The organism is Nocardioides sp. NPDC006273 (assembly GCF_040613495.1).
Taxonomy (GTDB): domain Bacteria; phylum Actinomycetota; class Actinomycetes; order Propionibacteriales; family Nocardioidaceae; genus Nocardioides.
In genome coordinates, this window is sequence record NZ_JBEXSD010000061.1 from 1 (window position 1) to 14,497 (window position 14,497).

The window sequence follows — 14,497 nt, forward strand, 5'->3', positions numbered from 1 at the left end:
TGCGGCCATCGTCGCTGGTCGAGCCGCCGGAGCCGCTAGGCGGAGGCGTGTCGAGACCAACACGGTGAGCTCGGCGCTCGATGGGACTGTGTTGGTCTCGACACGCTCGGCCGCAGGCGGCCTCGCGGCTCGACCAGCGGGGCTCTCAGAGGCCCAGCGTCTGCCTCACTTCCGCGCGCAGCTCCCGCAGGTGGGCGTCCGCGGCCGTACGCAGGCCGGCGACCGCCTCGGGCTCCGGGACCGCCCGGTTGGCGAACCTCTCGGCGAGGTCGGCGGCGGCGAAGTCGGAGACGTTGGCCTCCAGACCGATCCGCCTCATGAAGTTGCGGTTCTTGTTGGTCGGGATCATCACGATCGACGGCACCTCGTACATCGTGGCCACCACCGAGCCGTGGAACTTCATGCTCGCGAACGCGGTGCACTCGCCGATCGCCCGGGTGAGCTCGTCGAGGTCCTCGGTGTAGACGACCTCCTTGCCCGGGATGTCGAGGTCGTCGGCGTTGGCCAGGTCCCGGCGACCGACCGCCATGGTGCCAAGGATGAGATGGCGTACGTGCCAGCCCTCCGCGATCGCCTTGCCGGCCATCTCCTCGACGCGCGAGTAGTCGTCGGGCTCGTCCAGGTTGGGACGGTAGCGGGTGACCACGCCGAGGATCGGCGCCCCCTCGGGCCTGGTGGCGGCGGGCAGGTCCAACGAGCAGACCATGTCGGGGGCGACCTTGATGTCCAGGTCCGCGGAGATGTTCGCGAGGATCCAGTCGGCGGTCGGCCGGTCGCGTACGCCGATGAACTTCACGTTCGGGTGCTCGAGGAACCTCTTGTGCTTCTCGATGATCTGAGGCTTGATCTGGGTGTTGCGGTAGATCGGCACCCCGATGCCGACCACGAAGACCGGCTTGGCCAGCATCTTGTGGTTGAAGTAGCGGGGGTCGGACTGCCACGGCTGCAGGATGTCGCCGCCGCCGATGAGGACGGCGTCGACCTCGTCCACGATCTCGGCCAGCGGCCGGTCGTAGTAGGGCTTGGTGATGTTGTCGGCGAGCACCCGCAGCTCGAACTCCTCGCCGAAGTACTGCTCATAGACCGACAGGAAGAGCTCGTCGCCGTAGTTCCCGGCCCCGAAGAAGCCGGCGAGCCCGATGACCGGCTTGCGACCACGTCGCTCACGGCGGGCCAGCGCCGCCCTGATCTGCTCCTTGAGCGGGTCGGGCAGACGGCGGGCGGCCGCCCGGAGAACCGGGTTGTGGCGCCGTGCCGAACCAGAAGTTTCATGCATCGAGGAAGCCCTTCAGATCATCGTCCAAGATTGTCTGCACGTGCGTGCCATAGGCCGTCTCCTGGGCGGCAGCCGCGCACTCCTTGCCGAACAGCGGAGACAGCAGCAGCGTCCGCAGGGTGCGGAACAATCCGCGCTGGCGCGACCGGTTGTTCACGAAGCCGAGCGTGCGCTGCATGTTCATCACCTTGAAGAAGCGGTGCAGCAACACCTCCGTGACCACCTTGGTGCGTACGTCCTCGCCGACCTCCGCTGCCGAGAGCTCGAGCAGGCTGTGCTCGAGGAAACGGATCCCGTCTGCGACCCGGTGGTGTGCGAAATACCCGTGCGTGTGGTCGCGCCGCGACAGATGGCCGTCTTCCTTCGCGGCGTCGATGTCCCCGTGGCCGCTGAAGTGGTAGTAGTCGTGGCCGCCGACGTAGGCCAGGTGCTTGGCGTGCGTCAGGAACGAGAAGGTGAACTGGAAGTCCTCGAAGACCGTCATCGACTCGTCGAACCGCAGACCGAGCTCGTTCACCGTGCTCGTTCGGAAGATGCGTTTGCACGACAGCGAGGTCGCCGCCCTCAGGAGGTCCACCTCCTCGAAGTCGGTGTCGATCGTGAGCTCCCTGGCCCGGCCGGCCTCGGAGACGTTGTTGACGGCGACGTAGTCGAGCTCAGGGTGCTCGTCCAAGATGTCCAGCAGCCGCTCGACCGATCCGCGCCCGACGTAGTCGTCGGAGTCGACGAAGAAGACATGACTCGTCTCGACATGGTCGAGCGCTGTGTTCCGAGGCGTGCTCGCACCGCCGGTATGCCGAGGCAGACGCACGACCTCGAGCCGATCCGAGGAGAACCGCTCCCGCAGCGAGTCGAGCGTGGCCGTGGCGGCGGGCGACGACGACAGGTCGTCGGCCACGACCACCCGGACGCGACCCTCGAGATCTGGACGGTCCGTGACGTCGAGCAGCACCGACTCGACGCAGCGCTGGAGAAGCTCTGACCGGTTGAACGTCGGGACGGCGATGGTGAGCGAGGAGAGGGGCATGGCTTTCCTAGGTCCGGGTTCGCCAGGGCTGGGTTCGCCAGGGCTGGGTTCGGCAGCGCGGCGCCGCAACCAGGACATCTCAGGCGCCACGCGTCCTGCGCGCGGCACGACCGAGCTCGCGGCGGACGACCGTACGCAGGCGAACGCTCTCCAGCTCGGCCACTCGCGCCTCGGCCTCCTCGGCCCGCTTGGCCTGGTTGGCGGCACGCCGACGTGCCTTCTGCAGACGCTCCTCGGTGATCGGACCGTCCTCACGACGGATCTTCGCGACCGGCTCGGTCGTGGGGAGATCCACGAATCCGAGACCGGCGTTGGAACGCCACTCGACACCCCAGGCGGCCTCCAGCGCCTCGGTCTCGGTCACTGTCGGACCCAGGTACCGCTGGGCGCGCGCGAACGCGGCCGAGGACGTGACCCGGACGGCCTCATCGGTGTGAGAGTCCGCCGGTGCGAAGTAGCTGACCCGGCCGAGGTCCTCGCCGTAGACGGAGCGCATGATCTTCTCCACGCCCCTCGAGCCGATGCCGACGGTGGCCGGGACGTCGAGCCGGTAGGGCGAGGGGAAGACGTCGTCGGGGGCGTCCTCCACCATCCGCACCCGCCCCTCGCAGCGATACCACTCCTGCAGCAGATGCAGCTCGAGGTCGGGATCGGCGAGCACGCGGCGGCGGCCGGTCTCCAGCGTCGACCAGGGACCGACGAGCACCACCTCGAGGTCGGTCTCGGTCTGGTTGAGCAGCATGTCGACGCACCGTCGGGCGACCTCCGCGGTCTCGGCGTCCGCCTTCACCACGGCGGTGACGTAGGGCACCTCCCACTGGCGGTTGCTGGCCGAGCGTCGGTAGCGCGGGATGGGCATCTTCTGGGCGAAGTGGACATCGTTGAAGTGAGCGACCTCGCGGCCCTTGTCCTGCACGGTGGCACGGCCGAGATGGTAGGTGTGAGCCGAGCTGACCGGGATGAAGACCGCGCCCCGCTGCCAGATCTGGTAGGCGATCTCGGTGTCGTCACCGAGCTTGAGCTCGGGCCGCTGTCCGTAGGTCCTGGCGTAGACCGACCGGGTCACGGTCGCGCACGCTCCCATGTGGGTGGAGTAGTTGCGGCCGCCGGAGGAGTTCAGGTCGTCGGTCTCCTCGAAGATGTCCAGGGACCAGTGGCGGTGCAACGTGGCGAGGTCGTGGTGCTTGCGGATCTCGTCGCTGCGTACCTCCTCGAAGACCTGCTCGGGGGTGAAGTCCCACTCCTCGACGAAGCCCTTGTGGCCGATGGTGGCCGCCTCCGGGATGAAATGAGCCCACTTGGCGTGCTCACGCACGTTGTCGGAGAAGAGGATCATGTCCGAGTCGACCCAGTAGATGATGTCACCGTCGGATGCCTCGATACCGATGTGCAGGCCGTTGGAGCGCCCCCACCCCTCTCCGGCGGCCTCGTCGACCCTGATCAGGCGGGTGTTCTTGGGGGCGTACCTCCCGATCTCCACGGCAGGCTCGCTGCCGTCGTCGATCACGATGACCTCGAGCAGGTCCTCGGGATAGTCCTGCGCGGCCAGCGACGCCAAGGTCAGATCCAGGGTCTTGCTGTTGAAGGCGGGTGTCACCACCGAGACCTTCAGCGTCGGCTCCCAGCCTTCGGGGACGGTGCCGTCGAAGACGTCGCGCCACTGGTTCTTGTAGACGACCTGGCTGAGCTCGGGATTGACCGTGAACTGCTTGGGCATGTGCTTCCTTCTGGATCTGGCGAGACTCTGGTGACGCTGTGGTACGGCGGCGGGCTCGGGCTCAGCCGTCGACGATCTCCGGCATGAACCGGGGCCACTGCTCGAAGGCCCCGGCGACAAGGCTCGACTCGTCCCGCTTCCAGGTGTGGCCATCGGCGTGCCGGATGTAGACGTAGCCGAGGCTGGTCGTGCGATAGCCGATCCCGCCGGCGTTCCCGACCCGGATGAGCACCGAGCGGTCGGTCGAGTTCGGCGTCGGGCGCCAGCCGCCCACCTCGTTGAGCATGGCGGTGGAGAGCATCATCGCGCCGCCGGCGAGCTGATAGTGGTACGCCTCCGTGGTGAACGTCCGGTGCACCGTGTGGCCGAGGGCCTCCAGGTAGAGATACTCGGTCGTCTTCCCGACCATGTCGGCGCTGGAGTAGAGATAGGCGAGCACCAGATCGCCGATGACCTGAGGACCGTAGACGTCGTCGTCGTCGATCTTCACGATCAGGTCGCCCGAGGCGTGCCGAGCCGCATCCGCGAGCACCGCACCGAACGGGGTGGCGCGATCGTGGAGCAGAACGGTCGCGTCGGCGGCCTTGATCGCGTCCTCGAGCTCGCCCGGGAGCGGTGCCTCGGCTCCGTGCACCGCCACGATGATCTCGAGGTGGGGATACCGCTGTGCGGCGAGCGCCTCGACGACCGCGCTGACCCGGTCCGGCCGCATCGTCGAGAGCACGGCGCTGACCTTCGGCAGCAGCCGGCGACCTTGGTCGTCGGCGAATCCGGCGAGCTCGAAGAATCCGCCGAAGCGCTCCATCGCCTCGCGACGCTGACCCACCGAACGCAGCTCGCGCACCAGCCCGAGGACCGGCTGATAGGGCTTGCGCAGAAGATCCGCGAGCGTTTCGCCGAGCGTCTCGTTCGCGAGCTCGAGACCGGCGCTCATCGAGTGCATGATGGCGCCGCTGGCAGCGATCTCCGCCAGCCGGCGGTGCAGCGTCCGCTCGCACTCCTCGGGGACTGCGGCGAGACCGGAGAGGTCGACCGACTCCACGTGGCGAAGCCGGGCGATCTCCTGACGGGTGAACGGCGCCGCCAGGGGGTGCGCCATCTCGTCGAGCTCCTCGGCCGACCCGGCGGTCGGGCGCAGATGGAGCTGGTCGCCCTCGATCGTCAGGGCAAGCCAGCCCTCCGGTTCGTCGAACCCCTGGAGCCGCCCGATCGGGTTGTGCACGTGCAGGTCGACGACGGGGCGCCGGCTGCGTTCGCTGATCGAGAGATGCCCATGCGCGTCAACAAGCACCGGCGTACGGAACACGGTCTCTCGAGGGTCCTCGGCGACCTCGACCAGCTCGTCGAATCGCTCCGGCGAGGAGACCAGGCCCAGGTCGGCCGAGCTCAGCCCGACCCCTTGAAGCTGGTCGACAGGCAGCTCGGGAATCCCCGGAGCCGTACGCGTCGGCAGCAGCGCCAGCGCGGCAGCATCGACTGCGTCGGTGCCGAGCTGGACGTGACCGAAGCCATGATGGCCGCGGTCGACGGCGAACAGCGGATAGACGGCGCGGGCGACCAGGGCGAGCGACGTCTCGTCCCTCAGCTCGATGTCGCACCAGGAGGCGCCCACCGACCTCGCCGGATAGCGCACCATCTGGCGCAGGACTCCGGGCAGCCAGCCGAGCCGGCCGTTCCAGCGTCGATGCGGCCACTCCCAGCGGCGCACCTTGAGGGACAGCCTCGAGACCGTGATCGACGGGTCCGCGACGGTGAGCGCCCGGATCTGGTCGACATCCTCGACCACGATCTTCACGAATCCACCGGGCCGGGAAAGACCGGCGACGAACGCACCGACCTCGGCGGCGCTCGCGAGCACGGTCTCCTCGGCGGGCGCGATGGGGGTATGGCGGGCGATCGGTTGGTTCGTCACCGTGGACTGCACAGCTCTCCTAGGTCGATTCTTGAACAGCATCGATCAGCCTTCGACCACTCGGGCGATCGCGTCTTCGAGCTGCGGCGCGAGGCTGCGTACGAAGGTTCCGGACAGGTGGTGCAGGTCGTAGTGGACGATGACACCGCCGACGACCACCCGGCAGACGTCCTGGGGGCAGACAAACGGGGTGGGGTCGAAGACCTGTACGCGCTCATCGTCCAGCCGGCGAGCCGCGTCGGCCTGCTCGACCGCGACCGCACGCTCGGTGAGCGGAGCATCGCAGGCCGCGAGATCGTTTTCGTGCAGCGCAGCGCACTCGGGATCGGTCGGGTCGCCTTCGTAGCCCGATCGCGGTGCGTCCTGCACCACCAGCACCGGCCTGCCCGCCTCGCGCCAGCCGCGCAGCACCCGCTCGTAGGCATCGGTCACTGCCCGCTCCATCTTCGGTTCGGGCACGCCGAGAAGCGGCTGCAGCGAACGGTTCCCGGTGATGATCAGGTCGTAGTCGCCGTTCCGAGCCTCGCTGATCGCCCACCGGTTCCACTCGAAGCAGTTGCGGGTGCGCTTGTCCTCGAAGTCGATTCGCCGGTCGACGGTGTAGCAGTTCTCGATCAGGTAGGTGGAGATCCGCCAGCTGTTCTTCTCGGCGAGGTCCGCCAACGCCGGGAGCCACATGTCGGCGTGCGAGTTCCCGACCAGGGCGATGTCGAGCACCTGCCCGCTGCTCACGCCGTAGGTGCAGACCTCGCGATCGACGTAGCTGCCGCTCACCATGCAGCCGTCCTCACCAGCCGGGCTGGCGTCCTTGGCCGCAAAGGCGGGGGTGGTGAAGAGCTCATCGCCATGCACTTGCCCGCAATCCGGGTCGACGAGAGCCTGGGCGCCGAAGCAGGGATCGCCGACGACCGCCGACGGCCCGCGCGATGCTTCCTGCGTACGCCACTCCAGACCGCCTCCGAGGGCCGCGATCACGACCGCGCCGCCGAGGGCGAAGACGAAGCTGCGACGAAGCGGCACTCCGAGCGGACGGCTGCCGCGCAACCTGTCCTCGACGAGGACCTTCGTCGCCCAGGCCAGGGCGACGACGACCGCGACCGCCGCGATCTTGACCGGCCAGGCGGCCGGGTGGCCGAGGGCGTACGGGAGGAGGACGACGAACGGCCAGTGCCACAGGTAGACCGAGTAGGAGATGTCCCCGATCCACTGGACCGGCCCCAGGCTCAGCAGTCGATGCGGCGAACCGAACCCGGGCTCAGCGGCCGCCAGGATCACCAGCGCGGTCGCGGTGACCGGCAGCAGCGCGGCCGTGCCGGGAAAGACCGTCGCGTCGTCGAAGACGAAGGCCGAGTACAGGATCCCGGCAAGTCCGACCCAGGTCAGCAGAGCGCGCAGCGTGCGACCGCTGCCGCCGGCGCCGGGCAACCAGAGAACGACCAGCGCGGCGATGCCACCGATGCCGAGCTCCCAGAACCGGGTCCATGACAGGAAGTACGCGGCGTCGTTGGTCGAGGTCAGCAGCGCCGAGCAGACGAAGGACACCACGGTCACGACGACGATCACGCAGGCCACACCGGGCAGAACCCGGCCGCCGCGCCGTCGGATGAAGGCCCCGGCGAGGAGGATCATGACCGGCCAGCCGAGGTAGAACTGCTCCTCGATCGACAACGACCAGTAGTGCTGGACGGCCGTCGGGACGTTGTCGGCGGCCATGTAGTCCACAGCCTCGGCGGCGAGCGACCAGTTCTGGACGTAGAACGCCGAGGCCACCGCCTGGGTCGCGGTGTCGTGCCACAGTGTCGCGGGAGCGATCAACCAGGTGACGAGGAGCGAAGCGGCCAGCACCAGCAGCGCGGCCGGGAGCAGCCGTCGGATCCGGCGGCCCCAGAAGACTCCGAGATCGCGGAGGGTCCGCGGCTGATGCTGGAGCAGGTGCGTGGTGATCAGGAAACCGGAGATCACGAAGAAGACGTCGACGCCGACGTATCCACCGGTCAGTCGCTGGGGCCAGAAGTGGTAGCCGACGACCAGCAGCACCGCGAGCGCGCGCATCGCCTGGATGTCGGCGCGAACCTGGCGGCTCGCTGCTGCCCGGTCGGTGGCGGATGCCGGCTGCGGGGTGTCGGTCGTCGCCGGGCCCATCGAGACCGTGGACGCGGTCATCGGTCAGCTTTCGGGGCGTACAGAAGCCGATACGTACGCGACGAGGACAACGTTGAGCTCCTGTGGGGGATCACGAGTGGGGGCACTACTGCAGGCAGTAGGACCGCGCGAGCCTAACCATGTCCGGTGCCGCGGGGCCTCCATGAGCCGACGCGGAGATGAACAGTAGGCAGCCACTTCGTGCGCCCTCCGAAAAGGTCGAAACCGACCCTGCCTCAACAGAGTCGGTTCCCCCTGAACGAGGCGCCCCTTGAACGAGCAAAGGGGCTCTCGCCCGTGGTGTTGCAGAGTTGCCCGCAGGTCAGGCGGGCTGCATCTCCTGCATCGAGGTGTCGAGGTCGGCGGTGTGAGCCGCGACCAACGCATCGTTCTCCGTCTTCAGAGAGAGAACGAGATCCTCGAGCTCACGCACACGCGCACGCAACCGAGCATTCTCGGCTGTGAGGTGGGCGGGAGTCCGCAGGTCGCTGCTCATGTAACCGATCAGCGCCTTCGCCATGAATACGTTTCCTTCGTTGGAATCACTAGAAGTTCCCGCGATACCGGGCCGTCTACAAGGGTGACACCGTTATCGACAAGCGTCAACGTCGCGCGTCCAAGCCGGGACCTCCGACCGTACGAATCGCCCGATCTCGGGCAAAACTTGAGTGCGTCGCACTCAACTTCGGCGACGGCGCTCACGCAGTTGCATGAGCTCCTTCTTCTCCTTGCTGGTCAGCGAGTCGGCACCCTCGGCGTGGATCTTGTCGAGGAGCTCGTCCATCCGCTGCTCGTCCTTGGAGACCGTCGAGGACTCCCAGGGGCCGGTGACCACGGTCGGGCCGGACTTCCGCTTCTTGGCCTTGGCGGGCTTGGGCGCCTTCGGCTGACCGGTCCCGGCCACCTGCGGGATCCAGGCGAACTTGTCGAGCAGCCCGAACTGGCGCGCGACGAACGCGTTGACGACCAGGCCGACGACGAAGACGAGCAGCATCACAAAGCTGCGGTAGCCGAGGTACTGGATCAGCTGGATGCCGACCAGGACCACGCCGAAGAGCCATGCCGGGATGTTGAAGATGAACATCCGGTCGGGCCACTGCGCGATCCACAGCAGCACCACCATCATCTCGAGCATCCCCAGGCCGGCGAGGACGTAGCTGGGGTCCAGCACCGAGCCGAAGAAGACGGCCAGAACCGAGAGCACCGCGGTGAACGTCACCAGCAGCCAGGCGAACCGGACCCGGCCGAGCTCGTTGCGCTCGAGGTCGGACCCGAAGTACCAGAAGAAGAAGATCGCCAGGACGTCGAAGATGCTGAACTGCGGATAGGCGAACGGCCAGGTGACCAGCGTCCACAGCTTGAGCTCGGCGAGGTTGGGCTGGATCAGGGCCAGCCCGGCGACGCCCGCGCCACCGAGGAAGGCGAAGAGCACCAGTCCGGCGATGCTCCCGAAGACCACGAGCCACGTCGTGGTCACCCCCAGGGAGCCGATGTGGAACCAAGGCTCTTGGGGGTAACGACCGCCTGGGGACAACCGGAAACGTTCTCTCACGGGCCCGAGCCTATCCACGCATTGGTAGTCACGTCAGCGGGGGACACGCTTTCGGGCCACTGACGATGCCGACCGCGGTGCCGGCTGGCACTTGGGGCAGAAGAAGGAGGAACGGTTCATGAAGGCGACGCGCCGCATCGGCGCTCCGCACCGGTCGCAGGGCTCGCCCTCTCGTCCGTACGCCGCCAGCGACCGGTCGAAGTAGCCCGACTCGCCGTTCACGTTGACGTAGAGCGCGTCGAAGGAGGTGCCGCCCTGGCCGAGCGCCTCGGTCATCACGTCGCGTACGTGGCCTAGCAGCTCACGCACCTTCGGGCCGGTCAGCCGCTCCCCCGGCCGTTCGCCGTGCAGCTTCGCGCGCCACAGGGCCTCGTCGGCGTAGATGTTGCCGACGCCGCTGATCACCGTCTGGTTGAGCAGGATCCGCTTGATACCGCTGGCCGAGCGGCGTACGCGGGTCACGACCGCCTCCGCGTCGAAGGCGGGCTCGAGCGGGTCGGGGGCGATGTGGGCGATCTCGGGCGGGAGCTCGGCGCCTCCGGGGCTGATCGAGAGGCCACCGAACATACGCTGGTCGACGAAGCGGAGCTCGCGACCCTCGGCGGCCCCGTCCAGGCGCAGACGCACCCGCAGGTGCCTCTCGTCGGGCGAGGCGGGCGGCTGGACGAGCATCTGGCCGCTCATGCCCAGGTGGGCCATGAGAGCGTCACCTGAGTCGAGCGGCAGCCACAGGTATTTGCCGCGGCGCCGGGCGCCGGTGATCGCCCGACCGGCCAGCTCCCCGGCGAAGGCCGAGGGGCCGGCGAGATGGCGGCGGACGGGCCTGGGGTGCAGGACCTCGACGGCCACGATCCGAGCGCCGAGAACATGGCGCTCGAGACCGGCACGGACGACCTCGACCTCGGGGAGCTCAGGCAACGAGGCCCTCAGGCGGAGGTGGTGGAAGCGGCTTGGATCTCGCCGTAGGCCGTCTCCGCGGCGGCCTGCTCGGCCTCCTTCTTGGAGCGGCCGACGCCGTTGCCGTAGAGCTGCGCGCCGACCCGGACCTTCGCGGTGAAGGTCTTCATGTGGTCGGGGCCCTCGTCGGCGATGACGTATTCCGGCACACCGAGGGCACGCTCGGCGGCGAGCTCCTGCAGGGAGGTCTTCCAGTCGAGACCGGCACCGAGGTCGGAGGCCGCCTCGATGAGCGGGTCGAAGAGCCGGTGGACGAGGACCGTGGAGACCTCGATGCCACCGGAGAGGTGGACCGCTCCGATCACCGCCTCGACAGTGTCGGAGACGATCGAAGCCTTCTCGCGCCCACCGGTGGCCTCCTCGCCACGACCCAGCTTGATGTGCCGGCCCAGGCCGATGGCCTGGCCGACCTCGGCCAAGGCGCGGGCGTTCACAACCGCCGCCCGCAGCTTGGCCAGCTTGCCCTCGGGCAGGTCTGGGTGGGTGCGATAGAGGGTCTCGGTGACCACGACGCCGAGCACCGAGTCGCCCAGGAACTCCAGGCGCTCGTTGGTGGGCAGGCCACCGTTCTCGTACGCGTAGGAACGATGAGTGAGCGAACGCTCAAGCAGCTCGGGGTCCAGGATCGGATCCCCGAGCGCTTTGCGAAGCTCTGCGTAGTTGGTCAGGAGACTAACCGCGTGTCAGATCAGAGGACCTGGCGACGCTCGGCGCGAGCGCCGTACTGGCCGCACTCGCCGCACGCACGGTGCGGGATGTGCTTGGCGCCGCAGGCGGGGTTCGCGCACGTCACCAGGGTCGGCGCTACGGCCTTCCAGGCCGAGCGGCGGTGGCGGGTGTTGCTGCGCGACATCTTCCGCTTCGGGACAGCCACTGTTTTCTCCTCTTATTCGGCCGGTCGGATCTCGACCGGCTACTGAAGCCTAATTTCTGGCGAACTCTAGTTGCTGGGGTCTTCCTTGAGCGAAGCCAGCCCCGCCCAGCGCGGGTCTACCTTGTCGCCGTGGTCGTGCCCGGGCTCGTCCGCGAGCCGCGCCCCACAGTCGGGGCACAGTCCCGGACAGTCGTCCTGGCACATCGGCTGGAACGGCAGCGCGAGCACCACCGCATCCCTGAGCACCGGCTCGAGGTCGATCAGGTCGCCCTCGGTCCGGCTGGTCTCGTCGTCCTCGTCAGGCGCCTGGCCGTCACGAGAGTCGTTGTAGACGTACAGCTCCTGGATGTCGACCTCGGCTTCGTCCTCGATCTTCTCCAGGCACCGCACGCACTCGCCATCGAGGCCGACCAAAGCCGTCCCCGTGACCAGCACACCCTCCATGACCGCCTCGAGACGCAGGTCGAGCTCGACCGGCGATCCCTCGGGGACAGCGAGGACTTCGATACCAAGATCCGCCGGCGCCGGCACCGTCACCTCGACATGACGCTCAGACCCCGGGCGGCGGCCGAGCTCGCGAGTATCGAGCACGAGCGGCGCTCTCGGGTCCAGGCTGGTCATGTTTCACTTCCGGATGAGGGCACGACAGATCCATCAGATCTTAACGGGACCGGGCGACGGCGACCAAAAGGACGGTCGCCACGCCGACCACGGCCGCGACCCCCGCGATCCCCGTGGCGACCCATGCCGCCGGCTGGAAGACCGGTGCGGTGGCGAGATCGCCCCCGGTGGGGTTCGGCGGGGCGACGTGGGCGGCGAAGAGCGCGTACGCCGTTGCGGCCCAGACCGCGATCGCTGGCCCTGCCAGGCGCGGCCCGGACGTGAGCCCGATCGCGGTCAGCAGACTGGTCACGATGGTGAGCGGGACGAGATAGCGCCAGTACGCTCCCCCGCCGCCGGCCGCGTAGCGGAGCTGGATCCCGACGATGACGACCGTGAGGGCGAGCAGCAGCAGCGCCGTCGCCACCCGGACGAGGTCGCGGCGCGTGCGGGAGAGCACCCGGAGCCCGACGATCAGGCCGATCACCAGCGGGACGATCGTCAGCGCTGCACCGATGGCCACATGCTCCTGGAGCGCCGGCGGGATCAGGAGCTGGCGCCAGATGTCCGGGTCGGTGGCGACGTCGAGCACCGGGCGCACCTCCCGCGCGTGCAGCGGCCCACCGGCCTTGCCGACGAGGTCCGTCTGCATCCCGGACCAGTTGCCGGTGTCGCGGAAGTTGCGGAGGTAGAACCACGCGTTGACGGCGACGGCGAGCAGGACTGCGACCCCCAGACGCAGGACGCCCACCCAGTCGCGGCGGGGGCCGGTGAAGAGCCAGACCAGGCCGAGGGTCGTCGCGCACAGACCGATGAAGACGACACCGGGGAGCCGGGTGCCGAGTGCGGCTGCGGCGTACAGAACGAAGAGCACCAGCCCACGGGGCCGCGGCCCGTGGCGGAGCAGCCAGACGGTCTGCCCCACCAGGAGGGTGGCCCACAGCACGAACAGGTTGTCGTTGAAGACGATGCCGCCGAGCCTGGTCAGCGCCGGGCTCAGCGCGGTGACCAGGCCGGCCGCGATCGACATCTCGGGGCGGCCCGGGACGATCTGTCGCGTCGTCCACATCACCGCGGCCACGACCAGGCAGGTGATCACAACTGAGATGCCGCGGGCGGCCATCCCGGCGGCGAGCAGGTGGCCGGCGTCGGTGAGCGGGCCGACCACGGGCGCCAGCAGCAGGTAGAAGAGCGGTGGATGCTGGCCGGTCCAGTCGAAGGGCAGCGTGTAGCCCCAGATCTGCGGCATCCGCATCGGATCGCCGACGCTGATCAGGGTGTCGTGCCAGAGCTGGTAGGCGTGGTCGGCGTGGGCCACCTCGTCCTTGGAGGCGTACAGCGGCGAGGAGAGCGCGTAGCCGGCGCACACGCCGGCACAGGTGACGAGGTTGGCGATCAGGCCGGCGGTCCAGAGCTGGCGTGCGGTGGGCCGTGCGGTGGGCACAGAGATCTCCCGTCGTTGGCTGGTCACGGAGCTGACGATGGGGCGGGGGTCGCGACCTCGCCGGCGCGGCGGGTCAGGAAGGCGGCGACCAGGGCGACGAGGACATCGGCCAGCACTGCGATGCCGCGAGCGAGCAGGGCGACCAGCAGCGCGAGCCCCGGCGAGAGGACGCCGGAGAGGGCGACGACCAGGACGGCCTCACGCAGCCCGGCGCCGGCAGGGAGCCCGATCGCGGCCATGCCCAGGCTGAACCCGAGCGCGTAGCCGCCGACGCTGGCCAGCAACGAGGGCAGCGGGTCACCACCCAGACCGACCACGACCACCCAGACCTGGAGGCCGAGCAGAAGCCAGACCAGGCCCTGCAGCGCGAGCGCGGTGCCGATCCCCCGCCAGGTCGGCAGCACCTCGAGCGGCTCCCGCCCCAGCAGCCCCAGGCCCGTGTCGACCACCTTGCCGAAGACCGGCGGATGGAGCATCACCAGGATCAACGGCAGGAGCAGGACCGCCCACCAGTAGCGCGCGAGCGTCTCCCGTCCGAGGAACGGCATCAGCAGCACCGACAACATCACCCCGGCGCCGACGGCGATCGCCAGCACGAGGACACCCTGGGTCAGGGACGTACGCCTCGGCACCCGCTCGGCGCGGGCCAGCTCCATCTGGCCCACGATCGTCCACAACGAGCCGGGCAGGTACTTCCCCAGCTGGCTGACGTAGAAGATCCTGGCCGCGGGCACCAGCGGCAGCGGCGAGCCGAGATCGGCCAGCACCACCCGCCACATCAGCAGCGCGACGCCCTGGGCGAGCACGGTCAGTCCGAAGGCGACCGCGAGCACCCACGGCGGCAGCTCCTCGAAGCCCCGCACCAGCGCGTCCCAGTTGCGGTGGATCGCGTACGCAGCCACGAGGACGACGATCGCGACGACCACCGCCTTGAGGGGAACCACCTTCGTCCAGCCTCGGCCCACGGATCCTTCCCGGCAGCACTTTTCGGGTGCC

General features: G+C 68.7%; 13 protein-coding genes. All 13 read right to left on the bottom strand.

Annotated elements, in window-relative coordinates; genetic code table 11:
• Positions 1-145: 145 nt before the first annotated feature.
• The 13 genes from ABZZ22_RS22065 to ABZZ22_RS22125 all read right to left on the bottom strand — a co-directional run bounded on the left by ABZZ22_RS22065 (position 146) and on the right by ABZZ22_RS22125 (position 14,445).
• On the bottom strand, positions 146-1,276 hold the full coding sequence (locus tag ABZZ22_RS22065) for a polysaccharide pyruvyl transferase family protein (protein ID WP_354935920.1): 1,131 nt from the start codon (positions 1,274-1,276) through the stop codon (positions 146-148).
• A complete protein-coding gene (locus ABZZ22_RS22070) occupies positions 1,269-2,303 on the bottom strand; it encodes a glycosyltransferase family A protein (RefSeq protein ID WP_354935923.1) in 1,035 nt (344 codons plus the stop codon). Before ABZZ22_RS22070 ends, ABZZ22_RS22065 begins: the two co-directional genes overlap by 8 nt.
• Before the next feature lie 79 nt (positions 2,304-2,382).
• A complete protein-coding gene (locus ABZZ22_RS22075) occupies positions 2,383-4,020 on the bottom strand; it encodes a glycosyltransferase (protein WP_354935926.1) in 1,638 nt (545 codons plus the stop codon).
• Between the two features lie 61 nt (positions 4,021-4,081).
• Positions 4,082-5,932 (bottom strand): glycosyltransferase, encoded by a 1,851-nt coding sequence (locus tag ABZZ22_RS22080; RefSeq protein WP_354935928.1) that lies wholly within the window; start codon positions 5,930-5,932, stop codon positions 4,082-4,084.
• 45 nt (positions 5,933-5,977) lie between these two features.
• Entirely contained in the window at positions 5,978-8,095 is a 2,118-nt protein-coding gene (locus ABZZ22_RS22085) for an acyltransferase family protein (protein ID WP_354935931.1), read from the bottom strand.
• Between the two features lie 301 nt (positions 8,096-8,396).
• Positions 8,397-8,594, bottom strand: coding sequence for a hypothetical protein (locus ABZZ22_RS22090; RefSeq protein WP_045548398.1), 198 nt, complete (start codon positions 8,592-8,594; stop codon positions 8,397-8,399).
• 159 nt (positions 8,595-8,753) lie between these two features.
• Positions 8,754-9,551: a DUF6576 domain-containing protein gene (locus tag ABZZ22_RS22095; RefSeq protein ID WP_354935934.1), complete on the bottom strand. Its 798-nt coding sequence runs from the start codon at positions 9,549-9,551 to the stop codon at positions 8,754-8,756.
• 108 nt (positions 9,552-9,659) lie between these two features.
• A complete protein-coding gene (gene mutM / locus ABZZ22_RS22100) occupies positions 9,660-10,544 on the bottom strand; it encodes a bifunctional DNA-formamidopyrimidine glycosylase/DNA-(apurinic or apyrimidinic site) lyase (RefSeq protein WP_354935937.1) in 885 nt (294 codons plus the stop codon).
• 8 nt (positions 10,545-10,552) lie between these two features.
• Positions 10,553-11,251, bottom strand: coding sequence for a ribonuclease III (gene rnc / locus ABZZ22_RS22105; RefSeq protein ID WP_354935994.1), 699 nt, complete (start codon positions 11,249-11,251; stop codon positions 10,553-10,555).
• 20 nt (positions 11,252-11,271) lie between these two features.
• The gene (rpmF, locus tag ABZZ22_RS22110; protein WP_008358292.1) at positions 11,272-11,457 is read right to left on the bottom strand and encodes a 50S ribosomal protein L32; all 186 of its coding nucleotides are present in this window, start codon (positions 11,455-11,457) and stop codon (positions 11,272-11,274) included.
• Between the two features lie 66 nt (positions 11,458-11,523).
• The gene (locus ABZZ22_RS22115; protein WP_354935940.1) at positions 11,524-12,078 is read right to left on the bottom strand and encodes a YceD family protein; all 555 of its coding nucleotides are present in this window, start codon (positions 12,076-12,078) and stop codon (positions 11,524-11,526) included.
• Positions 12,079-12,118: 40 nt separating this feature from the next.
• Complete coding sequence (locus tag ABZZ22_RS22120; RefSeq protein WP_354935943.1) at positions 12,119-13,528, bottom strand: hypothetical protein; 1,410 nt, start codon at positions 13,526-13,528, stop codon at positions 12,119-12,121.
• Entirely contained in the window at positions 13,525-14,445 is a 921-nt protein-coding gene (locus ABZZ22_RS22125) for a lysylphosphatidylglycerol synthase domain-containing protein (protein WP_354935946.1), read from the bottom strand. The genes ABZZ22_RS22120 and ABZZ22_RS22125 overlap by 4 nt, the downstream gene beginning before the upstream one ends.
• Between the last annotated feature and the right edge of the window lie 52 nt (positions 14,446-14,497).